Origin of the sequence: Luteolibacter yonseiensis (assembly GCF_016595465.1) — a bacterium.
GTDB lineage: Bacteria > Verrucomicrobiota > Verrucomicrobiia > Verrucomicrobiales > Akkermansiaceae > Luteolibacter > Luteolibacter yonseiensis.
In genome coordinates, this window is the sequence record NZ_JAENIK010000013.1 from 441,995 (window position 1) to 466,575 (window position 24,581).

Annotated in this window: 20 protein-coding genes; 9 read left to right on the forward strand and 11 right to left on the reverse strand. The window is 61.8% G+C overall.

All coding sequences use genetic code 11. From position 1 onward, the window contains the following. Window positions 1–2: 2 nt before the first annotated feature. The 7 genes from JIN84_RS22265 to lysA all read right to left on the reverse strand — a co-directional run bounded on the left by JIN84_RS22265 (window position 3) and on the right by lysA (window position 6,915). Window positions 3–1,151, reverse strand: coding sequence for an ABC transporter permease (locus JIN84_RS22265; protein WP_200353307.1), 1,149 nt, complete (start codon window positions 1,149–1,151; stop codon window positions 3–5). Then, the gene (locus JIN84_RS22270; RefSeq protein WP_200353308.1) at window positions 1,148–1,831 is read right to left on the reverse strand and encodes an ABC transporter ATP-binding protein; all 684 of its coding nucleotides are present in this window, start codon (window positions 1,829–1,831) and stop codon (window positions 1,148–1,150) included. The genes JIN84_RS22265 and JIN84_RS22270 overlap by 4 nt, the downstream gene beginning before the upstream one ends. Beyond that, on the reverse strand, window positions 1,828–3,234 hold the full coding sequence (locus JIN84_RS22275) for an efflux RND transporter periplasmic adaptor subunit (RefSeq protein WP_200353309.1): 1,407 nt from the start codon (window positions 3,232–3,234) through the stop codon (window positions 1,828–1,830). The genes JIN84_RS22270 and JIN84_RS22275 overlap by 4 nt, the downstream gene beginning before the upstream one ends. 105 nt (window positions 3,235–3,339) lie before the next feature. Beyond that, window positions 3,340–3,711: a hypothetical protein gene (locus JIN84_RS22280; protein WP_200353310.1), complete on the reverse strand. Its 372-nt coding sequence runs from the start codon at window positions 3,709–3,711 to the stop codon at window positions 3,340–3,342. A 190-nt stretch (window positions 3,712–3,901) separates the two neighbouring features. Continuing rightward, window positions 3,902–4,288 (reverse strand): hypothetical protein, encoded by a 387-nt coding sequence (locus tag JIN84_RS22285; protein ID WP_200353311.1) that lies wholly within the window; start codon window positions 4,286–4,288, stop codon window positions 3,902–3,904. 429 nt (window positions 4,289–4,717) lie between these two features. Continuing rightward, complete coding sequence (locus JIN84_RS23460; RefSeq protein ID WP_200353312.1) at window positions 4,718–5,599, reverse strand: DMT family transporter; 882 nt, start codon at window positions 5,597–5,599, stop codon at window positions 4,718–4,720. Window positions 5,600–5,625: 26 nt separating this feature from the next. After that, window positions 5,626–6,915 carry a diaminopimelate decarboxylase gene (gene lysA / locus JIN84_RS22295; protein ID WP_200353313.1) on the reverse strand — a complete coding sequence of 430 codons (1,290 nt, stop codon included), beginning with the start codon at window positions 6,913–6,915 and terminating at the stop codon, window positions 5,626–5,628. A 263-nt stretch (window positions 6,916–7,178) separates the two neighbouring features. Here lysA and fdhD point away from each other — a divergent pair, with 263 nt between their 5' ends. Continuing rightward, entirely contained in the window at window positions 7,179–7,946 is a 768-nt protein-coding gene (gene fdhD, locus JIN84_RS22300; protein WP_200353314.1) for a formate dehydrogenase accessory sulfurtransferase FdhD, read from the forward strand. Here fdhD and JIN84_RS22305 read toward each other — a convergent pair. The 3 genes from JIN84_RS22305 to JIN84_RS22315 all read right to left on the reverse strand — a co-directional run bounded on the left by JIN84_RS22305 (window position 7,914) and on the right by JIN84_RS22315 (window position 13,873). Further along, window positions 7,914–8,645: a response regulator transcription factor gene (locus tag JIN84_RS22305; RefSeq protein ID WP_200353315.1), complete on the reverse strand. Its 732-nt coding sequence runs from the start codon at window positions 8,643–8,645 to the stop codon at window positions 7,914–7,916. The two genes, fdhD and JIN84_RS22305, sit on opposite strands and share 33 nt — an antisense overlap. Before the next feature lie 337 nt (window positions 8,646–8,982). Next, window positions 8,983–10,659, reverse strand: a complete 1,677-nt coding sequence (locus JIN84_RS22310; RefSeq protein ID WP_200353316.1) for a sensor histidine kinase — start codon at window positions 10,657–10,659, stop codon at window positions 8,983–8,985. A 37-nt stretch (window positions 10,660–10,696) separates the two neighbouring features. Then, entirely contained in the window at window positions 10,697–13,873 is a 3,177-nt protein-coding gene (locus JIN84_RS22315; protein WP_200353317.1) for a tetratricopeptide repeat protein, read from the reverse strand. 120 nt (window positions 13,874–13,993) lie between these two features. Between JIN84_RS22315 and JIN84_RS22320 the strand changes: the two genes are divergently transcribed. The 8 genes from JIN84_RS22320 (at window position 13,994) to JIN84_RS22355 (ending at window position 22,614) form a co-directional block, all read left to right on the forward strand. Next, complete coding sequence (locus JIN84_RS22320) at window positions 13,994–14,227, forward strand: hypothetical protein (RefSeq protein ID WP_200353318.1); 234 nt, start codon at window positions 13,994–13,996, stop codon at window positions 14,225–14,227. A 58-nt stretch (window positions 14,228–14,285) separates the two neighbouring features. Continuing rightward, the gene (locus tag JIN84_RS22325) at window positions 14,286–15,140 is read left to right on the forward strand and encodes a hypothetical protein (protein WP_200353319.1); all 855 of its coding nucleotides are present in this window, start codon (window positions 14,286–14,288) and stop codon (window positions 15,138–15,140) included. Window positions 15,141–15,275: 135 nt separating this feature from the next. Continuing rightward, window positions 15,276–16,871: a phosphoglycerate dehydrogenase gene (serA, locus tag JIN84_RS22330; RefSeq protein ID WP_200353320.1), complete on the forward strand. Its 1,596-nt coding sequence runs from the start codon at window positions 15,276–15,278 to the stop codon at window positions 16,869–16,871. 65 nt (window positions 16,872–16,936) lie between these two features. After that, on the forward strand, window positions 16,937–17,368 hold the full coding sequence (locus JIN84_RS22335; RefSeq protein WP_200353321.1) for an exosortase system-associated protein, TIGR04073 family: 432 nt from the start codon (window positions 16,937–16,939) through the stop codon (window positions 17,366–17,368). Between the two features lie 231 nt (window positions 17,369–17,599). Beyond that, a complete protein-coding gene (locus JIN84_RS22340) occupies window positions 17,600–18,706 on the forward strand; it encodes a sensor histidine kinase (RefSeq protein WP_200353322.1) in 1,107 nt (368 codons plus the stop codon). A gap of 109 nt (window positions 18,707–18,815) precedes the next feature. Further along, window positions 18,816–21,659: an ATP-binding protein gene (locus tag JIN84_RS22345; protein ID WP_200353323.1), complete on the forward strand. Its 2,844-nt coding sequence runs from the start codon at window positions 18,816–18,818 to the stop codon at window positions 21,657–21,659. Beyond that, a complete protein-coding gene (locus tag JIN84_RS22350) occupies window positions 21,656–22,075 on the forward strand; it encodes a DoxX family protein (RefSeq protein WP_200353324.1) in 420 nt (139 codons plus the stop codon). The genes JIN84_RS22345 and JIN84_RS22350 overlap by 4 nt, the downstream gene beginning before the upstream one ends. A 113-nt stretch (window positions 22,076–22,188) precedes the next feature. After that, complete coding sequence (locus tag JIN84_RS22355; RefSeq protein WP_200353325.1) at window positions 22,189–22,614, forward strand: GNAT family N-acetyltransferase; 426 nt, start codon at window positions 22,189–22,191, stop codon at window positions 22,612–22,614. A 9-nt stretch (window positions 22,615–22,623) separates the two neighbouring features. Here JIN84_RS22355 and JIN84_RS22360 read toward each other — a convergent pair whose 3' ends face one another. Further along, the gene (locus tag JIN84_RS22360) at window positions 22,624–24,579 is read right to left on the reverse strand and encodes a hybrid sensor histidine kinase/response regulator (protein WP_200353326.1); all 1,956 of its coding nucleotides are present in this window, start codon (window positions 24,577–24,579) and stop codon (window positions 22,624–22,626) included. Window positions 24,580–24,581 lie beyond the last annotated feature (2 nt).

The window sequence follows — 24,581 nt, forward strand, 5'->3', positions numbered from 1 at the left end:
GGTCAGTTGCGTAGGTTTTTGACAATGGGCTGGCTCATGGCCTGCCACGCGGGCCAGAGGGATGCGAAGATCCCCAATGCCAGTGCGGCGGAGATGCCGGCGACGACGACAAAGGCGTCCGGCTGGATGGCCAGCGTCTGCCCTTCATTCCCGAGCGTGAAGCTCTGCCACTTGAGGAATCCCGAGGCCAGACCGACGCCGGCGAATCCGCCGATGAGTCCCAGCATCCCGCCCTCCCCCAAAACCAGGGTGCCGATGGCCCTGCCCGGATAACCCAATGTGCGGAGCACCGCGTTTTCCTTCACCCGTCCCCGCACGATGAGGAGCAGGGAATTGGCGACAAGGGCACCCACGGCCACGACGGCACCGAAGCCGAGCCAGCGGGTGAAACCGATCAGCTCGATCAACTCGGCGGCCGTTTCCGCGAAGAAAGCCTTCTCTGGCCGCGTGTCGGTTGGCGCCTGGTCGGAATGGAACCGCTCGTCGATGGCTTTTGAAACGGGTTTCAGGTCCTTCGAGGAATCCACGCGGACATTGAACTGCGTGACCACTCCGAGCCCCGTCTTCGACGCCTGCTGGAGAAACGGCAGTTTCACATACGCCACGTTGTTGTCCTGGGCGAAGGGAGAGCGGATGATGCCGGACACCGTGACGGCCACCCCCGCGGCATCGAAACGATCACCGGGTTTCAATCCCCTCCGGGCGGCGAAAACCTCGCCCAACAGGGCGCCGTCATCCCGGTCACTCCATGCCTCCTCGCTGCCGCCGACGATTTTGATTTCCGGAGCGAATTTTTTCAGCAGGCCGTCCGGCACACCACGGAAGGTGATGACGTCGAGGGATGCGCCGCAATTGTTGACGACGATCTGCACCGGCACCACCTCCCGCACCCCCGGGATGCGGCGGATCTCATCCGCGTAATGTTCCGGCAGGCGGCTGGTCGAGGGGCAGTAGCGGTTCTGGCGGTAGACCACCAGAGTGGTATCCGCCGCCGTCGCCTCCGTGGCCTTTGCAAGCGATCGCTGGAGGGTTTCCACGGCCGTGAACAAAAACATGCCGGACGCCACCCCGAGGACGGTGAGCACAGAACGCACCCGGTGGCGGGTCAGTTGGATCCACGACAGGCGCAACAGATTCAGGAACGCTCTCATGACTGTTCGAGGAGTTGGCCTTTCTCAAGGTGGAGCGTGCGGTCCGCGGCGGCGGCGGCTCGCGGGTCGTGGGTGACCATGACGATGGTCTTGCCAAGGTCGCGGGTGAGCGCGCGCAGCAGATCGAGGATTTTCGTCGCGGAATCGCGGTCCAGGTCGCCGGTGGGTTCGTCCGCGACCAGCAGCGGCGGATCCGCGACCAGGGCGCGCGCGATGGCCACGCGTTGCTCCTGCCCGCCGGACAGTTCGCCCGGCGTGTGGTGCATGCGGTCCTCGAGGCCGACGAGCGTGAGCGCGGTTTCCACCCGCTCCCGGCGCTCTTTTTTCGAGAGCGTGCCGAGCAGCAGCGGCAGTTCGACATTTTCAAACGCGGTCAACACCGGAACCAGGTGATACAATTGGAAAATGTAGCCCACGTGCCCGGCCCGCCACCGGGTCAGGTCGCGCTGCGAGAGTTTCGCCAGTTCGCTTCCGGCGATCACCAGCGATCCCGCCGTCGGCGAATCAATGCCGGAAAGCAGGTTCAGCAGGGTTGTTTTTCCCGAACCGGAAGGCCCCATCAGGGCGAGGAACTCGCCCTTCGGCACGTCCAGATCAAGGGCTTCGAGAGGAGTCACCACGGTGCTGCCCTTGCGGTAGCTCTTGGAGACTCCACGGCATTGGATCATTGTTTCACTCATGGTTGGATCAGGTTGGGGTTCACTCTCTGGCCGTCGCGCAGGCCCTGCGCGGCCATCACGACCCACTCTCCGGGTTTGATTCCTTCCGAAACCCGGCGGTAACCTTCCCGTGTGTCGGACGTGGTGGCAGCGGTCCGGCCCTCCACCCGTTTGGTGCGGGGGTCGCAGATCCAGACCTTGCCGCCGCTGATGGATTTTTCAGGAACCCACATCGACAGCGTGCCACCGGCGACAGGAGCGGAAGAAGAAGAAGAAGCCGCCACCACAGGCGGTGCGAGAAACTCGGCCCGGCAAAGCATTTCCGGCCTGAGGATATCCACGGGGTCGAGGATCCTGACCTTCGCCTGCAGGGTGTTCCGCTGCAGGTCCGCCTGCCCCGTGATGACGGTCACTTCTCCACGGAACACGCGTTCGGGAAGCAGGCTGCAGTGGATCTTCGCGGGCTGGCCCACCTGAAGCCCGGCGGCGTCGGCCAATGGCACATCCACCCTCACCTGGAGCTTCCCGGGGTCGTATAAGATGGCGACGGTCGAGCTGTCCGCCTCGTCCATCGACAGCATGCGTTTGTCACCCGGAGCGACGGCCAGCCGCAGCACCCGTCCGGAAATGGGTGCGGCAATGCGGGTCCGGTCCAGCGCCAGACGAGCCTTTTCCACCTCGATGGCCGCCGCGGCGATCCCGTCATCCTTGACCTGCGTCTCCATCTCCAGGCGGGCGATGTCGGCGGCAATTTCGTCCGCCCCCGTCTCCACCATCGACCTCTGCGCCTGCTCACGGGCGAGCCGGAGTCTGGCGGAAACCACATCACTCCGGCTCACCGCCCCTTCCGGCAGCCGTTCCACCCTCCCGAACTGGTCGGCGGCCTCGTCCTCCAAAGTCCGGGCCGCCTCGATCGCGGCCCGCGCGGAAGCCAGTTTTTTCCGGACGGTGAGGATGATCCCCAAATGGCTGGCATGGGAGGAAACCGCCATCCGGTGGTTCTGCTCCGCAGCCCTGAGCGCGAGCCGCGCGTCGTCCGCGACCAGGGTCGCAAGCAAATCACCTTTCTTCACGGTCTGCCCCTCCAGCACGTTCACCGAATCCACCACCCCGTCGATAAGGGCGGTGGCCTTGGTCGGGAGCGGATCGGGCTCGATCCAGCCGCTCGCTTGGAAAAGCATCGGTCCGGACGCGGATGGGGCGGCTTGCGTCCGCACGGCGGCGGGTGCCTCGGCCCCCCCCGGTGTGGTGAGGACAATCGCCACATCCACATCCCTGGCCGGCAGCAACCGGTCCCGGAACAGGGCGAGGAAAATGAGAAGGAAGCCGAAGGCGATGGCCAGGGGCAGCAGCCATGCCGGGGACCGTCGGGAGGGTGCGCGCGGGTCATTCGGACGCGCCAGCGATTCTAAAGTGGAATTCATTGTTTATCATGCGGAAATCAGAGGAAAAAGGCATGCCTTTGGAAAAAGACATGCCACAAATGACCACCGGGAACAGGCAGCCACCAGTGGTGCGGCTGCACCACCTCAAATCCTCCAAACCGCCAGCAGGGCGCGACGGCATCCCTGCGGATCCGGCCCACGGATGGGGGCCGAAGGATGGAAAACCGCGCCCGCCACGAACCAGACAGCCGGTCCTGCGGAAACAAGCGGTGGCAGATCCACCACCGCCATGTCCGGCATCTCGACATGCCAGTCCGGCAGGGTCGAATCCGGCACGCTCTTCAGCTCCGCGCAGCATTCCTCATGCTGGTGCGTCTCGCACTCGTCGCAGCATTCCGATTTCCCGGCCTTTTTATTGGAAGGGGCCTCTTCGGGAACTCCTGTCTCCAGCAAACAGACACGGATGGGAGACGCCGCCGTCGGAAGCATCGCTCCGAAGCAGACCAGCAACAACATTGCCAGAAATTGTCTCACAAGAAAAGAAGTCACGCTGGTGTGAGATCCGGGTCAAGGGAATATTCCAAAAGCAGGCATCCGAAAAACAACGGATGTTTTCCGGACATTCGGCAGAACCTCCGGATCCCGGCGTTTTCTCAGACCGATCGAATTCTTAGCGGTCTGAGAAAAATCCTCCCGCCCGCACTCCTCAGCGGTTCACGATCTCACCCTTGAGTTCGCTCCAGATGTAGACCGCCTCCCCGGTGCGTTCCTGGCGACTTTCCCACATGAACCAGCCGAGCGACTCGTTCCAGAAAAGGTTGTAGAAAACCATCTTCCTTGCCTGCGAGGCCCCGTCCCGGACAGGCAGGATCGCCGCCACCCGGCGTACGTGCTTCACCTCGAACCCGTCGCCACTGCGCTCGCTGCCCTCGACGATGAAGGAGATCTGGATGGTGTTGTCCTGGACGTTCGATTTCATGGAAATCAAACGCACCGCGTCTTTCGGCAGGAGTTCCTTGGTAGGTTCCGCCGCCATTCCGGTGAGCGATGACATCGCAAACACCCCGACCATCGAGAGTAGGAATTTTCTCATTTCCAGATGACGTCCGCCCTCCGGTATTTATTCGAAGAAAATTCGTCATTTTCATCACCCGGATATCGTATTTGCGATGGGTTGATTTCCGGCATGTTTCCCGCGTTTCTTTTTCCGCGTCCGGTGGATTTTACTGTGAACGAGGAATATGGGTGATAAACCCGCCGCTATGGAAAACCATAAGGAAAACCCGGCTTCCAACAACATCCCACCACCCGACCCATGGGGTATCGCGCCAGGCGTGACACCGCAGACCCCTCTCGGCGCGTTCATACAAGGAATTCTGCGACTTTTGAAAAAACAAAGAGGGGGTTCCGGCAAATGAAAATTCCTCCATGGATACGGGTGGAGCGAATTTTTGCCCCCCGGGACTAGCAAACCTTCGACAGAAACGCGGGCAATTCGTTAGAATTTCATCCGACATGGCATTCAGGTCGCCCGCGAGGACCTCCCGACCCTCCGTAAAACCAGCGGATGCAGCAGGTTCGCCAGCAGGATGGTGGCCGTGCCGATAAAGAAACCGACGTGCAGTTGCCTGTGCTCACCGAACAACACCGCCGCCGCCGCGATTCCGTAGACGGGTTCCAGATTCAGCGCGAGATTCACCGTGTAGGCACTGAACTTGCGCAGCAGGTGGATGTGGAATCCGTGGGCGAAGACGGTGCAGACCCAGGCGAGGAACAACAGCCAGAGCCAGTCGAGACGCTGCCATTTCATCAGGTTTTCAAGACCCGTCCGCCCTTCGAAAACGAGAAGTCCGAGCAGGCAGGTCAGACAGGCTCCCGCCATCTCCCATGCCACCATCAACGCGGGATCATGATTTCCCTGGTTCACCAGCCGGCGGTTCAGCACGGGGAAAACAGACGCCAGCAGCGCGCTCAGCAATGCCAGCCCCAGTCCCGCCCAGTGGCCGTTTTCATACCCCGCGATGACAACGATACCGAGGAAAACCAGCATCCCCAGCGCGACCTCCAGCGTCCGCACCGGACGCTTTTCCAACAATGGCTCGGTAAAGGCGGTGAAGAACGAAACCGTGGCCAGCCCGGCAAGGCAGATGGAGATGTTCGAGACCTTGATGGAGCCGAAAAAGCACAGCCAGTGCACGCCGACAATCCCGCCGATCCCCAACAGCGTCGCCGCCTGCCGCATGGGAAGACGCAGGCGTTTCCGTGCGAAAACCACGACACAGAACGCCGCTCCCAGCGATGCCAGGAACGTGCGCCATACGACGAGTTGGAGCGCCGGAAGCGAGATCAGATGCCCGAGCACCGCCGTGGTGGCGAGCAGCGCCACCAGGAGGTGGAGCTGCACGAAGACCCGCTGTGGCTGGGAAGGGCTCACAGTTCCCCGGCGATGACGTCATCCAGCGTCTGACGCTTGCGGATGACCGTCGCCGTCCCACCCTCCACGAGGATTTCCGCAGGCAGCGGGCGTGAATTGTAGTTCGACGCCATCGCGAAACCGTAGGCACCGGCGGACATCAGCGCGATGTAGTCGCCGGGTTGGAAATCCGGCAGCAGGCGGTCCTGGCAGAAGAAGTCGCCGCTCTCGCAGATGGGCCCCACGACGTCCACCTTGAAGCGCTCGCCTGTCGGGGGCTCCGACAGCGGCACGATTTCGTGGTGGCCTTCATAAAGCGCCGGGCGGATGAGGTCGTTCATGCCGGCGTCCACGATCTTGAAGGTCTTCGCCGAGCCGCGCTTTTCGAAAAGGCACTTGGTCAGCAGCACGCCGGAGTTCCCCACGATCAGGCGACCGGGCTCCAGCAGGATTTTCAGCCCGAGGCCCTTGAGGCGTGGGACCAGTTCCTCACCGTAGCGCGAGATGGTCAGCGGACGCTCTTCCAGAGGCTGGCTTTCCCACCAATCGACCGCGCCGGATTCCAGCGACTCCTTGTAGATGATGCCGATGCCGCCGCCGATGGACCAGAACTCGATGCCGTGCTTCTCCTTGAGGGTGAGCACCAGCGGTGTCACCTTTTCCACCGCCTCGATGAAAGGGGAAATGGAGGTAAGCTGCGAGCCGATGTGCATCTGCAGGCCGCGCAGCCTGATGTTTGGCAGCTCCTTCGAAGCACGCTCGTAAAGCTCCTCGATGGCGGTGAAATCCACGCCGAACTTGTTCTCGGACTTGCCGGTGGAAATGTATTTGTGGGTCTTCGCGTCCACGTTCGGGTTCACGCGCACGGCGGCGGGTGCGATCATGCCCAGTTCGCCGGCCACCTTGTCCAGATAGCGCAGTTCCTCCTCGCTCTCGACGTTGAACGAGTAGATCCCCTGCTCCAGCGCATAAACGATCTCGTCGCGGGTCTTGCCGACTCCTGCGAAGGTGCAGTGGGCCGGGTCTCCGCCCGCCTTGATCACGCGGAAAAGCTCGCCGCCGGAAACGATGTCGAAGCCCGCGCCCTTCGTGGCGAGCAGGCGCAGCACAGAGAGATTGGAATTCGCCTTCACCGCGTAGGCCACCTCATGGTCCACGCCGTCCAGCGCGGCGTCCAGCCGGGTGTAGTGGTCGATGATCGTGCCCGCCGAGTAGACGTAGAGCGGTGTGCCGTGCTCGGCGGCCAGCGTGGAGAGATCGACGTCTTCGCAGAAAAGTGAACCGTTTTTGTAGGAAAATCCGTGCATCGCGCGAGGGAAGTATCCGCGAATCCCTTCCGGGTAAAGCGAAGAAGTGAGGTTGCCGGTGGCGGGAGGGTCGCCTGCGGCCGGTCGTCTATGGGTCTCATGGGACCTCTACGACCGATGGATTCCGGGGCCAAGCGGGATGACCACCGGTTCACGGATCAGAAAACAAGCCGTCTCCACCTGACTCCACGGATCTCTCCGCGATCTCCCTGACCGGCCCATTGGAAGGTTGCCGACGCGCCGGGGCATGGCACTCTTCCTCCATGCCAAGCTCGCGGACCATCTTCCTGACCCACCACCATCCCGAAGGCTGCAGGGAGGTCGCCGATGAGGTCGCTGTGGAAGAGCCGTTGGAAATCCGGCTGGACGGCCACCCCGTGGCAGTCGTCATGCGCACGCCTGGCCACGACGGAGAACTCGCCCTCGGATTCCTCATCTCCGAAGGCATTATTCCGAACAAGGGCACCCTGCGCAAAACCGAGCCGCGACCGGACGAAAACCGCATCCTGTTGTTCCTGCACGATGGCGTCGGCGTGGATCTCGCGAAGCTCACCCGCCACTTCTTCACCGGCTCCTCCTGCGGCCTCTGTGGCAAGGCGACGCTCGACGCCATCCTCTGCGAATTCCCACCCATCGGCGGAAAATTGATAATCCCTGACAACGTCATCCTCAGCGCCCCCGCGAAACTCCGCGCCGCCCAAGATACCTTCCAAACCACCGGCGGCCTGCACGCTGCGGCACTTTTTTCGGCAGGCGGCGATCTCCTCGTCTGCCGCGAGGACATCGGCCGCCACAATGCCGTGGACAAGGTCATCGGCCACGCCCTGTTGAATGACATTGATCCCGAAACCTCCTTCCTGCTCGTCTCCGGCAGGCTGTCATTCGAAATCATGCAGAAGTCGCTTGCCGCCCGCATCCCCGTCGTCGCCGCGATTTCCGCCCCCAGTTCGCTTGCCGTGGACTTCGCGAAAAACTCCGGTCAAGCGCTCATTGGTTTCCTACGCCCGCCGGTTTTCAACCGGTATGCGTGAGGGGGAATCCGATTCCATACACCCAACGTCCAGCCGGTAACCCACCCCCCGCACCGTGACAAGATGCCGGGGATCCGCCGGATCAGGTTCCAGTTTCTGCCGCAGGGTGGTGACGAAATTATCGATGGTCCGGGTGCTCGGGTAGGCATGGTAGCCCCAGACGACATCTAAAAATTTCTCGCGGCTCACGGCCTCACCTGCATGAGAGGCAAGGAGGCGGAGCATGCCGGATTCCTTTTCGGACAATGGATGCTCCCGCCCGGCACGCAGGATGTGCCCCCGGAGGAAGTCGATGGTGGCGGCGCCGATCTCCAACACCTCCGGCACGCCCTGCCCGCGTTCCTGGCGGCGGAGCAAGGCGCGGATGCGGGCGAGCAGTTCCTTCAGACTGAAAGGTTTCAGCAAATAGTCGTCCGCACCGCTGTCCAAGCCTTCCACCCGGTCATCAATCTGCCCCTTCGCAGTCAACATCAGCACGGGCATGTCACGACCGCGCTGGCGGAGGGAACGACAGACGGCGAAGCCGTCGAGACCGGGCATCATCACGTCTAGCAGAACAAGATCGTAGGCCTCGGTACAGGCCATTTCCAATCCGGTGACGCCGTCCGCCGCGGCCCGCACACGGTATCCCTCGGCAGCGAGTGTCTCCACAAGCGCGGTGCGCATGGGGACTTCGTCTTCGATGATGAGGAGGCGCATGGGAGAACGTTGATGTTTGATAGTGAAAGACGGGCCCGGGAGTCGAGAACTGCCGGAGGAAAGTTTGCTGGTTTCCAGTGTTCGGTTTTCAGGGAAAAACCAAGGCGCGGGAGGTGTGGATTCTTAATTTCGATGTTAAAATGCGTGAAATCGTCATCCGCGGAAATGTCGCCCGGAGTTCAAGCTTCAGCTTGCTCTTTCACCAGTCTCCGAAAGGAACAGTAGGGGCCTGAGAGAGAGCAAGCTGAAGCTTGAACTCCGGCAGCACCGAGGAACGCACCGCGCTGTTCCGGTTTCGGGAATCCATTGAAAAACGGTTCATGTGTCGGATGCCTGGTTAAAGATCAGGAACTGGAGGCGAACGCGGAAAAGTGAGGACGAAGGTGCTCCCCTGCCCGACGCTTTCCACCATCACCTGCCCGCCATGTGCTTCGGCGATTGCTTTCACCAGGCTTAGGCCGATGCCGGTGCCTTGGGTCTCACGGCGGAGTTCGTTGCCGAGGCGGTGGAATTTCTCGAAAATCCTCTGGTGCTCGGATGCGGGAATGCCCGGGCCTTGGTCGGCGACTTCGATGCTCCAGGTGGGTTGCGTGTCGCCGGCTTTGAGGATGATTTCGATCCGACCGCCGGGTGGGGAAAACTTGATGGCGTTGTCGAGCAGGTTCACCAGCGCCTGCTGGATGGCGGCGGGATCGGCGCGAACCTCAAAAGGCGGAGGCGGTTCGGCCGGGACCAGTTCGATGGATTTCTCGGCGGCCAACCGACCCATCAAATTGACGGTTTCCGCGAGCAACGCAGCGGGATCGATGGTCTCGAAATGCCAGCGCTTGCGGCCTTGTTCGATGCGGGCGAAGTCGAGCACGTTCTCGATCAGGTTCGAAAGCCTGGCTCCCTCGCGGGAAATCAGGCCGTGGAATTCGCCCGCGGTGGCGGGTTCGATTTTCCCGGCCACCAACGCGTCCGCCATCAGCCGGATGGAGGCCACCGGAGCGCGGAGCTCATGGGACACGCTGGCGACGAAATCGCTCTTCATCGCGTTCAACCGCCGTTCGCGTTCGACCGCGCGGTGGATCAGGAATAAGGCCCCGCCCGAAACCACCACGGCGGAGGCGAGCAGGGCCAGCGTCCACCTTGCCTGCTGGCGTGCGGAGGCTTCGATGAGGTCGGGACGGGTGACCACCACCTCCAGGCGCAGGCTCCGGATGACCGGAGCGGAGGATCGGGAAACAAACACCTTATCCCGAGGACTGCCGGAAAAATCCACCGGCATGCTCGCGATTACTTCTCCGCCAACAGTCCCTGCGATCATGCGTCCGTTATCCGACAAGCGAAACTCCGCCCACGGCGGATGGGGCACACGTGATGACCGGAGCATCCGAGCGACGGACTCCGGATCGAGATACCGCAGCAGCGCCCCCGCCTCCGCCATCCACCACATTCCGCCCCGGTCCTCCAGCCATATCCCGGTCCCGGCGATTTCCGGATGCCTGCGGGAAACACCGCGCGCCACTTCGCCTGCCGCCCATTCCTCCGACCACTTGCCGTCCAAATACGGGATCTTGGAAAGCACCACCGCTGTCAGCACGGAAGGTTCCTCACGGACCGCCAAGGCAGCGAGCGCTTCAGCATCCTCCTTCGCCCGGGTCAGCTCATACAAACGGAATCCCGCGAGCACCCGCCGCGGCAGACCGCTGGCGGAATGCCCGGCCGCCGGGTCGTCACGCAGCTTCCCCAGCGCGTCCGTCTCCGTCCCGTCAAGCACCGCATCGCGTCCGGAGAAAACGGTTGGAACGGGAGGATTTGGGAAAAGCCCAACGGATTGGATGTTTTCAAAAAGCACGCCGGCGAGGTAACCCGCCCTGAGTTCCGCCGCGGACTCCGCCTCCTCCCTCGCGGACGACCACGCCGCCCGCACCTGCGAGCGCGTGCCGAGCCATGCCAGTCCTCCGAGAAGGAGCAGGGGCAGGAGTACGGCCAGCGTGAGCCAGCGCAGGGATGAGGGACGGCGGGTCATGATGAAATGGCGGACGGCATGGGGCAAGATACCGGATTCACTTCGATGTCGGCGGGACAATCCTTCTGACAGGTGGCACGGAAGGATGACTGGGGGCATCCATCAAGCGAAGCTCGTCCCCGCCGCGCAGGAATACCATCTGGGGATTCGAATCATCCCTGATCCCGCCCCGGGTGACGGCCTCACTCGTCCCCCCGTTCAAAAACCACCAGGCCCGCGGACTGGGCTGCCCCTTTTCCGACGGAACGGGCAACAGGCCGAGATCGGTCGCCACATAGTTCAAGGGCCGGATATCGATCGCGGAAAAGCTCACGCCCCCCTGCCCGTCCACCACCTGCACCTGCCCGGAAAGCACCAGGTTGAAGAACCGGATCTCCCGCTCGTCAAAGCCCTTCCATGGCTCCCCAAGCTTCTCCTCCTTCAAGCGGATGTCCACGATGTCCCCTGCCTGGAGATCCACGTCCAGCTTGCGGGCCTCCCCGGCGGTCATCCCGTCCGTCATGGAGGAGATCGCTTTCGTCAGATCCACATCAATCACCTTTTCCGTGCCTCCCTCCTGCAAACGCCGGATCGAGATACGGGACAGGTCCGGGTGGGGCAACAAGGTGAAATCCCGGAAAACACGGGGAACCCCGGCGAGATCCAGCGCATCAAGCTTGTCCCGCCCGGCCCACTCCCTCCACCGGAGATCACGCGGCACCTGCATGTCCACCAGCGCCTGGATCAATGTCGGTGCCAGGATTCCCGGTGCCCTGCGATCACCGACGCCATACCTCCGCGTCAGCGGGTGGCCTTCCAGCCGGAGCGTCACCACATCTTCCCGGAAACGTTCCATGCCTTGGAGAAAGTCTTCGGAAAATTCCACCTTCAAATGATCTCCGGCTTCCAGTTGAAACCCATCCGCCTCTCGGGAGCCGTATTGCAAGCGGACTTCCGGCCAATCCTTCCGATGGATCACGATATGGCTCGGATTCTCCACCACAATCGCCGTCTGGTTCATCATCCCGGGCTTCACCTCCGGATAATCGGCGGTCTGCCATAACATCGCCACGACGTCCTGCGCGCTTGCCAAGGGCAGTTCGTCCTTTGTCGGATCGAATATCACGCGATCCCCACGCATGGTCATCCCGCGGTTTTTGCCCTGATGCTCGATGGTGATGGGGAAGGAGATCCGCTTCCGCAGGGCAAGTTCCATATCAGGCGGGAGCCCCCTGACATACTCATACGCTCCCGCACCTTCCAGACGCAGGCGGCACAGGACCACATCACCGGCCAGCAGGTCCGGAAATGATTCGCCGCCGGAGAAATCCAGCTCCCTCGCAAGGAATTTCCCTCCATCCCCCCTCCGCCAGAGCTGCCACCGATACTTCGCAGAAAGGATGGACTCGTCCGTCTTGACGAATGCGAGCCTCGGCCCCTGGGCCAGCAGCCACCTTTCCAACTGCGGCGGTTTCCCAACGGATGACCCGTCCGAGATGCGCTGGATGTCCAAATTTCCCGCCGTCTGCAGGACGAAACCGACCCCGCCCCGTGCCGCCAGATCCGGAATGGCAAAACGTTCGATCAGCACGGGCATGACCCCGGCTTTGGCTTGTTGATAACCCTCGTTCGCCCATCTCGCTTCCGGTAACACGCCCGCATCGGCAAGCAGGGTCAGACATTCCACCGCGCGGTCCTGGAGTTCGTTTTGTGACACAAGTTGGATAAGGCCCTGGCCCTTGTGGATTTTCCCACGGGGATCCACGCCGGCATCCAGCAACAACTTCAACAGATCGGGCCTCACCTTCTCGCAGGCAACCGCCAATGGAGGATCGAAACCTTCCACCTCATCCCCACCCTGGGGGTCGGCACCATGGTCGAGCAGAAGCTTCGCCAGCGAAAGATCCGTCAGATAGGCCGATATCGGGAGCAGGTTCAACTCTCTCGCCGACGCTCCTGCGGCGATCAGTTTGCCAACGATGCCGAACATGTTCCTTTTTCCCTCCTTTATGACCCTCGTGACCGCACCCTGAAGCTGTTTCTCGAGCCCGGCAGGCTTCGCCCCATGCTTAAGCAACAAATCCGTTTTTTCCTCTGGTTTGAATTTAGACGAGATCGCAATGGCCAGCGCGGATTTCCCCTTCTCCCGCTCTTCCGCGTTCGCATCGGCACCCGCGGCCAGGAGCGCTTCGATCAGAGGCAGGCAATCTTCCTCGGAACCGTCGAGGGCGCAGAGCAAGGGAGTCAATGTCTCTCCCGTCCCGGGAACCTCGGGCTTCGCTCCCTTTTTCAACAACCACGCCGCCGACTCGTATTTTTGGCTCAGGATCGCGAAATGCAGGGCGCGGCCTCGCACCACCCCCTCCCTGTTCGGGATGCGGAATTCGGAAACAGCGTCCAGTTCCTCTCCTCCCTCCACAAGCACTTCGGCGGCCTTCAGGTTCCCAGTTCTCAACGCATACAACAGCGGCGGGATCTCACCGCCAGGGCCTTGCAGGGCTTCCGGCCTCAGGCCTTTTTCCAGCAGGTATTTGAGCACCGCAAGACGGCTCGAATCAATCGCGCTTTCAAACGCCGCCCTGGCGACGGAACCGGGAACCGGCTTGTTTTCCGCCAGCAGCATCCGGACGACTTCCAGATTCCCCGACCGTGCGGCGTCCTGCAACACATCGCCAGTGAAGGGATCGCATCCGGCATCCAGCATCAGCCTCATCACCCTGGTCCATCCAGAACCACATGCGCTCCGGAAATTCAGCGGGTCCACGAGGGAGTCCGGCGATGTTTTCGCCAGCGTCTGCAGCCGGGTCATTTCCTGCGCTTCGAGGTCCACCGTCCGGGGCTTCACATCCGCTTTCGCCTCGGCCGGCTTGGCACCGAGGGCCAGAAGGTTTTCCCGCGCGAGCTTCGTCTCGTTCGCCGCCGTGGGGAATTCCAGAAGCAGGCGCTGGTAGAGCTTGATCGCATCATCCTTGCGGTCCTGTTTCCGCCGCACCTCGGCGAGACGGAAAAGCGCCGAGGCGGCGAAATTACCTTCCTCGGAATAGCGGGCGAGGAGTTCCTCATATTGCTTCGCCGCGGCATCCGGATCGCGCGACACCTCCTCGGCGAAGAGCCCGTCACGCAGGAGGTCGCGGAGGGGAGCCTCCCCGGCATAACCGATGGTGGAGGAAACAATCAGGCAGAACCCGGTGGTGAGAAGCCCTGCCCGGAAAGCGGAAATGGTTTTGAGCTGCATGAGGAGGAGTGAAGCCGGAATTCATACAGCGATTGTCATGGAATGGTCATGAGATCGAGAAAAATGGACCCATTGAAAAATACCCCGCTGCGGCGGAAAATGTGATTCATTCCCGCCGACATGATCTCCGAACTCACCGCCCTCCTCCGCCGCCGCGTCGCCATCATCGCCGACCATGCCTGGCGGGACCGGGATGCGGCGGGGCATCTGGACGCGTGGAAACACGTCTCCGAGGAAATTTCCGCTTGGACGCTGGCCCACCGGACGGAGGTCGATGCCCGGATGCGGCACTACCTCGCGAACGCCAGCTACCAGAAGGCTCTCGCCCATCTGGAAGGTCTGTCGGCGGAATAAATGCGGTTCTGAAATTTCTTTTCAAGGAAACGGCCCGTCGTTACGTATTCCCCGACACATGAAATTGCTCTTCAACATCTTCGGCTTGGCTGCTGCCGGTTACCTCGGCTACATGGTGGAGCCCAATCTGCGACTCCAACTCACTGGCCATGAACCCAGCGCGGCGGAGCAAGCCCGCGACAAGAAGGTGGTCCTGCAGATTTCGGACGCACCGCAGATCGATCTCGCCAGCCTGAAACCCGAGCAACTGCCACAAACCGTGTTGATCAAGAGCGACGTGAGCGTGATCGACTCCGCCTCCGGCATGAAGATGCTCATGCAGGCCGGAAACCGTGTGAAGCTGGTCCGCATCGAAGGCGGCAATGTCGTCGTCAGCCCAGGCGAGGGTCCTTATACCGGACAGATTCCCGCACTTGAGACCGACCTTTTCCAACAACTCGCGGCGAACCCGCCAACCACCGCGCCACAACCGCCCCCCCCCGCTCCCGAGGCGGAACCCGCGGTGACCAAGGAGGAACCGGCCCCGGCTCCCGAGGCTGCGCCGGAACCCGCTCCGGCAGCCGAACCAGAACCCGCTCCCGCCGCCGAACCGGCTCCCCTACCCCTTCCGGAACCCAGCGCCGCCCCGGGTGGCGACATGGCTCCCGCCGGCTCCGCCGAAGCAGGCCCCGTCGTCATCGCGATGCAGGAAAGCATCAAGGCCGGTCAGATCAAGGAGTTCACTTTCGAGCAGGTCCAGGAATGGAAGGAGGAAGCCGAGGAAACCGTGGACGGCGACAAGTTCCAGACAGGCACCGCCTCCTACCAGGCTGAGACCATTTTCGGCAACAAGGTCATCAAGGCCAAGGCCCTGATCAAGGGCGGCAAGGTCCAGCGCTGGATCTGGCCGACCAGCGGCATGGAGATCAAGTAAAACACCTGAGCATGAACGGCCGCAGAGATCGCGGCCGCCAGCGTGAGCGTCATTTTGCGAAAAAATGACGCTCATCCGTTTTTTAAGACGCAAACCCTTGCCAGCTTGCAAACGCTGAGGTAACTCCCCCCTCCTATGTCAACCTATCGCGTGTTGGTTTCTGACCCCATTTCGGAAAAAGGTGTGGAAGCACTCCGTTCCTCTCCCGAAATTTCTGTGGACGTAAACACCGGTCTCAAACCGGACGAACTTCTTAAAATCATCGGCGACTATCATGGTCTCGTCGTCCGTTCCGAAACGAAGGTGACTCCCGCCGTCTTCGCCGCGGCGAAAAACCTGAAAGCGATCGGTCGCGCCGGTGTCGGCGTGGACAACATCGACCGCTCCGCCGCCACCGACCACGGTGTGGTCGTGATGAACACGCCCAGCGGCAACACCATCTCCACCGCCGAGCACGCCTTCGCCCTCATGCTCGCCCTCGCCCGCAACGTCGGCCAGGCGCACACCTCGATGATCTCCGGCCGCTGGGACCGCAAGACCCTGCAAGGCGTGGAAATGTTCGGCAAGCGCCTCGCCATCCTCGGCATGGGCCGCATCGGCACCGAGTTCGCCAAGCGCGCGCAGGCCTTCGGCATCACCGTCGTCGCCTATGACCCCTTCCTCACCGCCGCCCGCGCCCAGTCGCTCAAGGTCGAGCTCGCGGAAACTCCGGACATCGCCCTCGCCGGCGCGGACCTGGTCACCCTCCACGTCCCGCTCACCCCGGAGACCCAGCACATCATCAACGCGGACCGCATCAAGCTTCTCAACAAGGGCGCGCTCGTCGTGAACTGCGCCCGCGGCGGCCTCGTCGATGAGGTTGCCGTCAAGGAGTCCCTCGACGCCGGCCACCTCGGCGGCATCGCGCTGGATGTTTACGAGGTCGAGCCGCCACCCGCCGACTTCCCTCTCTTCGGCGCGAAAAAAGCCGTCTTCACCCCACACCTCGGAGCCTCCACCGCGGAAGCCCAGGAAAACGTCGGCATCGAAGTCGCCCACCAGGTGAAGAACTTCCTCACCACCGGCGCCATCGTGAACGCGGTGAACATGCCGAACCTCGACAGCCGCACCCTCGAAAGCGTCGGCCCCTACCTCGACCTCGCCGACTCCCTCGGCAAGCTTCTCTCGAAGATCGCTCCCGCGCAGTGCGACGCCATCCGCGTCTCCTACCTCGGCCCCGTTTCCGAACTGGATACCGAACTCATCACCCGCAAGGTGCTCACCGGCTACCTCGCCGCCGCCCACCACGAGGCACAGGTGAACCTCGTGAACGCCCCGGCCATCGCGAAAGCCCATGGTCTCCGCGTCAGCGAGTCCACCGCCGCCCTCGCCACCAACTGCACCGAACTCATCGAGGTTTCCGCCATCAAGGGTGAAGAGGTCTGCACCGTCGCCGGCACCTTCTTCGGAAAATCCGCCCGTATCGTCCACATCGCCGGACACTACGTGGAAGTGAACCCCACCGGAAAATTCCTCTTCGTGGAAAACGACGACCGCCCCGGCATCGTCGGCACGATCGGCACCTCGCTCGGCGGCGCGTCGGTCAACATCGCGAACATGGCCCTCAGCCGCGACCTTCCGAACAAGAAGGCTGTCACCGTCATCGAAGTGGACACCGAGCCATCGGCGGAACTCCTTGAAACCCTGAGAGCCACGCCGGGCATCATCCGGGTGCTCAGTTTCGAACTATAAAATAGCGACGATTCCTGAAAAAACCGTTGCCAACCCCGATCCTGATTACATACCCTCCTCGCAGCATGAAAAAACTCCTCGTCATCGCTAGCACCTTCGCCCTCCTCAGCGGCGTCGTTGTCGCCGACATCCAAGCACCTCCTGGTTCCACCTACACGTCCACTCGCAAGCTTGGCCGTGCCTTCAGCAACATTGTTTACGGATTCATGGAAATCCCGGAACAAATGGTGCGCAAGGACGAGCAATACGGTCGCAAGGCCGGTGCCACCTACGGAACGGTTGATGGAACAAGCCGCGCGCTCCGCCGTCTCGGTTATGGTTTCTACGAACTCTTCACCTTCACCTGCCCAACCTATCGTGGTACCTTCAAGCCACCTTATGAGCGTTGCGGTGAAGACAACCGTATCGAAATGAACCCAAGCGACGGACTCTCCGAGTTCCCGCCTGAACTCGGTGCCGAGGGTTACTTCCAACACAGCCGCGCTCAGAAATACTGAGATCCCCGGTTGATGCGATTCTTCAAATCCCGCCGCTGGCTCGTCCGGCTGCGGGATTTTTCGTGGAATGATGTCTCAACCGGCGGAGCGTTTCCATTCGCAAAAAATACCGCCAATTTATCCCGGGACAACGCTTAACTTCCCTTCTCGCCCCATCGATTTTCCGTCGCATTTCCGGATAAATTGTGCTAATCCCAGATAATGCGACTGTTTGAATTCATACCCCGGAACATGGAGCGCATTCTTCAGGAATGGGAGGATTTCGCCCGTGAAATCTGGCCGGGTGACGTGCCGGAGATCGAAATCCTGAGAGACCATGCGGATGAAATGCTCCGCGCCGTGGCGGCGGACATCCAGACGCCGCAGTCCGAACTCCAGCGGCGGAAAAAATCCCTGGGTGACGGAGATGCTTCCGCTGGCAGCGCTTCGGTGGACCTCTCCTCCACCCGCCATGCGTTGAGCCGGGTGGAGTCCGGCTTCGACCTGCGGGCGCTGGTTTCTGAATTCCGCGCTCTGCGTGCGAGCGTCCTCCATCTGTGGAGCTTGGAGCCCGCCGTGGACGTCGGGGAAAAACTCGAAGACATGACGAGGTTCAACGAAGCGATCGACCAGCTTCTGGCCGAATCCGTTCTCAGTTACACCGGTCGCATCAATCATTCGCGGGATGTGTTCCTCGGCATCCTTGGTCACGATCTGAGATCGCCGCTGAGCGCGGTGTCCATGTTGGCCGGAATGCTGGAGGAGCACGGAGACCTCAACGGCATGGCCCTGCAGATGGCATCCCAGATCACTGTCTCCGTGAAGGCGATGGAGCGGATGACCAAGGATCTGCTCGATTTCACCAGTACAAGACTCGGCGCGAAGATGACCCTCCAACGCCAGCCGATGGACCTCGGGCAACTCGGCCGGGAGGTCATCGAGGAACTCAGGACCATCCATCCCACGCGTGTTTTCGACTTTGAAACCAAAGGCTCCTGCGAGGGCGAGTGGGACCCATCCCGTCTGAGGCAGCTCATCTCGAACCTGCTGGGCAACGCCGTGCAGCACGGCTCCCCGGACACCCCGATCGGGCTGTACATCGACGGCAGCGCTGACGAAGTCGTCTTCCATGTCCGCAACCAGGGAAATCCCATCCCACGGGACTCCTTCACCATCATCTTCGACCCCATGCGCCGCAGCGGGGATGAAAACCTCTCCAGACCCGTCGGCAGCATCGGGCTCGGGCTCTACATCGCCCGTGAGGTTGCCACCGCCCACGGCGGTACCATCTCGGTCGGTTCAGGGGAGGAGGAAACCGTGTTTCTCGTCAGGCTCCCCCGCAAGGCCGGGAGGGTTTGAACAGGAGTCTCCCCGCACGCCCCCCTGACATTTTAACTTCCCGGATTTACTGAAGCGGTTTTACTGTGTGAACCGCAGGCCCGTGTCATCCTCAGCCGCATTCTTCCCAATGAATCAAGATTCAGAAAAAGCCCGGCTCCGTCTCACAGGCGTCCTCTTCGGCGCGGACACCACGGGACAGGACACCACCGGGATGAGCGAAAAGCTTCTCAGGGCCTATGTGGAGGCGACCTCCGACGTCGTCTACCGGCTCAACGCCGACTGGACGGTGATGGCCGAGCTGGACGGACGGAATTTTCTCCTCGACGCCTACTCGCCAAGCACCACCTGGTTCAACGACAACGTGTATGCGGGCGACCAGGAAATGGTCATGGGTTTCATCCAGAAGGCGATCCGGACGAAAAGCGTGTTCGAGCTGGAGCACCGCGTGAACCGGGTGGACGGCACGGTGGGGTGGACCTATTCGAAGGCGGTTCCCATCTTCGACGACCGGGGCGAGATCACCGCATGGTTCGGCGCGGCCGCCGACATCACCCCTCGCAAGCAGGCGGAACTGAACCTGACCTTCCTCGCGGAGATCAGCCAGGACCTCGCGAACCTGACGGAAGTCGATGAGATGATCGCGACGATATCGTCGAAAATCGCCGCGCATTTCCAACTCTCGCGGTGTGCCTTCGTCGAGATCGACGAGGCGGCGGATGAGGCGACCGTCACCCATGACTGGTATCTCGGGGAACAGGCAAGCCTCATCGGCTTGTACCGTATCTCGGAATATCTGACGCAGGAATACCTCGAGGCCGGGCGGGCGGGAGAACTGTTCGTCGTCAGTGACACGGAAACCGACCCGAGGACCGATGCTGCGAGACTTGCGAAACTCGGAATACGCTCCTTCGTCAACGTCCCGATGACCCAGAACGGCATCTGGCGTTTCCATCTCAGCATCTACCACTCCCGGCCGTGGAACTGGCGGAAGGACGAGCTCAAACTGATACGGGAGATCACCACCCGGCTCTGGGAGCGCCTGGAAAGGCTGCGGGCGGAAGAAGCCCTCCGACTGAGCGAGATCCGCTACCGGACATTGTTCGATTCCATCGACGAGGGATTCTGCGTCATCGAGATGATTTATGATGAGACGGGAAAACCGTATGATTACCTGATCCTTGAGGTGAATCCATCCTTCGAAGTCCAGACAGGACTCCATGATTCTGTCGGAAGGCGGGTCAGTGAATTCTCTCCCGACCATGAGGAGTATTGGTTCGAGATCTATGGCAGGGTCGCCTCCACCGGCGAGCCGGTGCGTTTTGAAAACGAGGCCAAGGGCCTGGATGGGCGCTGGTTCGACGTATATGCTTTCCGGGTCGGCGGCGAAGGCAGCCGCAGGGTGGCCGCCCTTTTCAATAATGTCACCGAGCGGAAGAAAACGGACCAGGCGCTGCGGGAGAGCGAAAGCTTCAACCGCAGCATCATCGACAGCAGCCCCGATTGCATCGAGATCCTGGACTTGGAGGGAAACCTGCTCTCGACACGCACCGGCCGCACAATGCCCGGCATCGAGGACATCGGTCCTTTTTTGAACACCTCGTGGATCGACTTCTGGAAAGGCATCTACCGGGACTTCGCGTTTGCGGCGGTGGAGTCCGCGAAGCGCACCGGAGAGGGCAAGTTCCGCGGATTCTTCCACGACAGGCGGGGGAAACCCAGATGGTGGGACGTGGCGATCTCCCCGATCCACGATGACACGGGCACGACCTCGCGCCTGCTCGTCGTTTCCCGGGATGTGACGGACCGCCACGAGCTGGAGGCCTCGCTCGTCGCCCGTGCGGAGCAACTCGCCCGCGCGGACCGCAGCAAGGATGAATTCCTCGCCATGCTCGCCCACGAACTGCGGAATCCGCTCGCCCCGTTGCGCAATGCTTGCGAAGTGCTTCAAACCTCGGCACCGGGAACCCCCGCACACTCCACGGCCCACGGCATCATGACGCGGCAGATCGAGAACATGAGCCAGATGATCGACGACCTGCTGGACGTCTCGCGCATCACGCAAGGGAAGATCGAGTTGCGGATGGAAAAGGTGGAGCTGGAAACCGTGCTCAATGCCGCCGCCAGCCTTGCCCGTCCCGGCATGGAAGCCCGCAACCAGCGGTTCACACTCACCCTGCCGGAGGAACCGGTCTTCCTCGAGGCGGACGCCACCCGGCTCGACCAGGTTTTCGGCAACCTGCTCACGAATGCCTCGAAATACAGCCCGCCGGGGTCGAATATTTCGATCCTCACCGAACTGGTTCCCGCCGACTGGGAAAAGTCCGCCCAAGTGGTGATCAGGGTCCGCGACGAAGGCATGGGCATCGCTCCGGAGCTGCTGCCGCATATCTTCGACCTCTTCGTGCAGGCGACCCGCTCGCTGGACCGCGCGTCCGGCGGGCTGGGCATCGGATTGACGCTGGTGCGGCGTCTGGTGGAACTCCACGGCGGCACGGTGGAAGCCTTCAGCGAAGGCCCCGACCGCGGCAGCGAGTTCGTCGTCAGCCTGCCGGTGCTGGAGGCTTCGCGGAATCGGGTGAAATCCCCTGCCCCCGCCTCGTCCTCCGACATTCCCAGGAGAATCCTCATCGTGGATGACAACCGCGACTCCGCGGACACGATGGCCATGCTGCAAGGCATGCGCGGCCACACCACATACATCGCCTACAACGGCCCTGACGCACTTGCCGCCGCCGGGGATTTCCTGCCGGAGGTGGTGCTGCTGGACATCGGCCTGCCGGAGATGGACGGCTATGAAATCGCCCGCCGCCTGCGCTCCATGTCGTCCATGGCCGGCACGTTCATCGTCGCCGTCAGCGGCTATGGAAGTGATGAGGACGTGAAGCGGGCCATCGCCGCCGGATTCAACCGCCATCTGGTCAAACCCGCGAACCTCACGACCCTCCGCGAGTGGTTGGCGAATCTGCCATGAAACTTCCCAAAGGCAGCGGCTGGCTGGCCACTCCGGCGTCCCGTTGGATACTCGGAGTCTTCTTCACCATCGCCGGTATCTGCCACTTCATCTGGCCGGAGTATTATCTCCCCATCATGCCGCCCTGGCTCCCGTGGCATCTGCCGTTGATCTACCTCAGCGGAGTGGCGGAAAGCGCCGGTGGCATCGGGGTTCTGATACCCAAGCTGCGAAGACTTTCAGGCTGGTGGCTCATCGCCACGCTCATCGCGATCTACCCCGCGAACATCCAGATTGCGATGGATGGCCTGATCGTGAACGGAAGTCCGGTTCCCCAATGGATCCTCAATTTCCGCCTGCTGCTCCAGTTCGGAATGATCTGGTGGGTCTGGGCGGGCTGCATCCACCGGCCTGAGGACGATGGCGGTGCGAAGTGACCTTTCCCGCACGAAGGTGGAACATTTCATGCATTCCGGCGGTCGTTTCGTCCTTCCAAAAGCGGATGTTCATCACAGCCCCTTGGCTTCCTGACACCTTTCCCCGCAGACTCATGATCCAGATCCGCCGCGCCACCGCATCAGATCACCCGGAACTCGCACGAATCTTCCTGTCCGTCCGCAGGGAAACGTTCGATTGGTGCGATCCCTCGTCGTTCGCCTTGGAGGATTTCTCCATCCAGACCACCGGTGAGGTGATCTACCTCGCCCATGACGCGGATGAACGGATACTGGGATTCATCTCCGTGTGGGAGGCGGATGGATTCGTCCACCATCTCTATGTGGTGAAGGAACGGCAGGGCGAGGGAATCGGAACATCACTGCTGCGGAGCCTTCATCCGTGGCTGCCCCTGCCCTACCGGTTGAAATGTCTCACCGCGAACTCGGCGGCGCGTGGCTTTTATTCGAAACACGGCTGGCAGGACATCGCCACAGGCTCCGATCCGCTCGGCGACTACGCCCTGATGGAACTCGCGTGAGGCACCGCATCACGGCGTCTGGAGCGTCGCATGGTGTACTTCCGTCACCCTGGCGACGAGCTGGCGCAGATCCTGGGGCGTCGCGGGCTTCACCATGTGCTCGTCAAACCCCGCTTCCGTGGTCTTGCGCCGGTCGTCCTCACTCCCCCAGCCACTGAGCGCGACAAGGTAGGTCTGCGGATTGCCGATCCGGATTCTTTTCGCCGCTTCGTATCCGTCCACACGGGGCATTCCAAGATCCAGGAAAGCGATGTGGGGATTGAGCTCCGCCGTGGCCTCGACCGCCTGTTCCCCGTCATAAGCCACCTTGCATTCCATCCCCTCCATCTTGAAAAACAACCCCATGATGTCGGCTACGGATGGACTGTCATCGGCCACGACCACCCTGATCCCGCGATCAGACAGCATGTAAGACTCGCCCGCCGGTGCGGCGGGTTCTCCGATCACCGCACCGGATGGGATCTCTACCGTGAAAGTGCTCCCCAGTCCCTTGCCCGGGCTTCTGACGGCGATGGTTCCGCCATGCATCTCGACCAGCGACCTCACCACCGTGAGTCCGATCCCGAGGCCGTCCTTCGCACCATTGGTCCCTTGGTCGAAGAGGTCGAAAATCCGCTCCTGGAGTTCGGGCGTGATCCCGTTCCCGTTGTCGGCAACCGTGATTACGACGGTGCCGTGCGGGGTGGCCTCCACTTCCACGGAGATCCTTCCCCCTGAGGGAGTGTATTTCGCGGCGTTTGAAAGCAGGTTGGAAATGATCTGGGTGAGACGGTGCCTGTCCGCAATCACTTCAAGACCGGGATCGATAACCCCTTGTACGAGCTCGTGCTGGAATTGATCCAACAACGGCTGCACGGATTCCACCGCCTCTGAAATCAACAAAACCAGCGGAACCCTCGTCTTCTGCAGCTCGATCTTGCCCGTGGTGATCCGCGAGACGTCCAACAGATCGTCGATCAGATGAGACATCTGGCCCACCTGCCTCTTCATCATGCCGCCCACCTTGGCGATGAGATTCCCATCCCCTGGCGAGGAGAGCAGCAATTCCATACCGGTAAGCAGCGGAGCGAGGGGGTTTCTCAGCTCATGCGCGAGCATCGCCAGAAACTCGTCCTTCCGCTTCGACGTTTCCGCCAGCTTGATTTCCGCGGTTTTCTTGTCAGTGATGTCCAAGGCGGCCAGGATCGAGCGGACCGCATGGGCCGACGCGCCGTTCCCTGCGAAAAAGACCCTCTTGTGAACCCGCAGCCACCGCACCCGGCCATCGGCGGCGACCACCCGGTGTTCCATTTCGAAATAGCCCGTACCCTGCGGGTTCAATGACTCTTCGATTTTTTCAGAAAACTCCTTCCGGTCGTCAGGGTGCAGGGTGGCGTGCACCGCTTCCCTGGAAACCGTCATCTCTGTCTCGCCGATGCCATACATCCGGGCGGCCTCCGCGGAAAGATGGGTCAGGCCCTCGACATAATCGACGTGTGCGAGGGTGAATCCGGATACCTCCAGGCCAAGTGTGAGCCGGTCGCTCGTCTCACGGAGCTGCTCCATCGCGATCATGCGTTCCCTGCCGAGGCTATAGCGCTCCACCGCGTTCTGCACCGCCCGGGTCAGCACCTCCGGCGTGGCCCAGCCCTTGCCAAGGTAGTCCTGGGCACCCGCACGGATCACGTTCTGCCCGCCTGTGACGGAGCCGGTCAGCACCAGGACCGGGCAAGGTGTCAGCTCCCTGCCATCCCGCAGCGCGGTGATGATCTCGATGGCGTTCATATCCGGCAGACAGAAATCCAGAAGGATGCAGTCCGGCGGCTCTTCAAGACCGGAAATGATGGCCAGCCCCTCGCGTCCCGTGCGCGCCTCGGTGAACTTCAGACGCTGCATGGAACCCAGCAGCAGCATCCTCCGGGTATCGGCGCTGTCGTCCGGAGAATCCTCCACCAAAACGATGTGAAAAGGTTTTTCGGGTTCCATTG

Coding starts and splice junctions, on each gene's coding strand:
- JIN84_RS22265 (WP_200353307.1), bottom strand. CDS start 1,151: ATGAGAGCGTTCCTGAATCTGTTGCGCCTGTCGTGGATCCAACTGACC.
- JIN84_RS22270 (WP_200353308.1), bottom strand. CDS start 1,831: ATGAGTGAAACAATGATCCAATGCCGTGGAGTCTCCAAGAGCTACCGC.
- JIN84_RS22275 (WP_200353309.1), bottom strand. CDS start 3,234: ATGAATTCCACTTTAGAATCGCTGGCGCGTCCGAATGACCCGCGCGCA.
- JIN84_RS22280 (WP_200353310.1), bottom strand. CDS start 3,711: ATGTTGTTGCTGGTCTGCTTCGGAGCGATGCTTCCGACGGCGGCGTCT.
- JIN84_RS22285 (WP_200353311.1), bottom strand. CDS start 4,288: ATGAGAAAATTCCTACTCTCGATGGTCGGGGTGTTTGCGATGTCATCG.
- lysA (WP_200353313.1), bottom strand. CDS start 6,915: ATGCACGGATTTTCCTACAAAAACGGTTCACTTTTCTGCGAAGACGTC.
- fdhD (WP_200353314.1), top strand. CDS start 7,179: ATGCCAAGCTCGCGGACCATCTTCCTGACCCACCACCATCCCGAAGGC.
- JIN84_RS22305 (WP_200353315.1), bottom strand. CDS start 8,645: ATGCGCCTCCTCATCATCGAAGACGAAGTCCCCATGCGCACCGCGCTT.
- JIN84_RS22310 (WP_200353316.1), bottom strand. CDS start 10,659: ATGACCCGCCGTCCCTCATCCCTGCGCTGGCTCACGCTGGCCGTACTC.
- JIN84_RS22315 (WP_200353317.1), bottom strand. CDS start 13,873: ATGCAGCTCAAAACCATTTCCGCTTTCCGGGCAGGGCTTCTCACCACC.
- JIN84_RS22320 (WP_200353318.1), top strand. CDS start 13,994: ATGATCTCCGAACTCACCGCCCTCCTCCGCCGCCGCGTCGCCATCATC.
- JIN84_RS22325 (WP_200353319.1), top strand. CDS start 14,286: ATGAAATTGCTCTTCAACATCTTCGGCTTGGCTGCTGCCGGTTACCTC.
- serA (WP_200353320.1), top strand. CDS start 15,276: ATGTCAACCTATCGCGTGTTGGTTTCTGACCCCATTTCGGAAAAAGGT.
- JIN84_RS22335 (WP_200353321.1), top strand. CDS start 16,937: ATGAAAAAACTCCTCGTCATCGCTAGCACCTTCGCCCTCCTCAGCGGC.
- JIN84_RS22340 (WP_200353322.1), top strand. CDS start 17,600: ATGGAGCGCATTCTTCAGGAATGGGAGGATTTCGCCCGTGAAATCTGG.
- JIN84_RS22345 (WP_200353323.1), top strand. CDS start 18,816: ATGAATCAAGATTCAGAAAAAGCCCGGCTCCGTCTCACAGGCGTCCTC.
- JIN84_RS22350 (WP_200353324.1), top strand. CDS start 21,656: ATGAAACTTCCCAAAGGCAGCGGCTGGCTGGCCACTCCGGCGTCCCGT.
- JIN84_RS22355 (WP_200353325.1), top strand. CDS start 22,189: ATGATCCAGATCCGCCGCGCCACCGCATCAGATCACCCGGAACTCGCA.
- JIN84_RS22360 (WP_200353326.1), bottom strand. CDS start 24,579: ATGGAACCCGAAAAACCTTTTCACATCGTTTTGGTGGAGGATTCTCCG.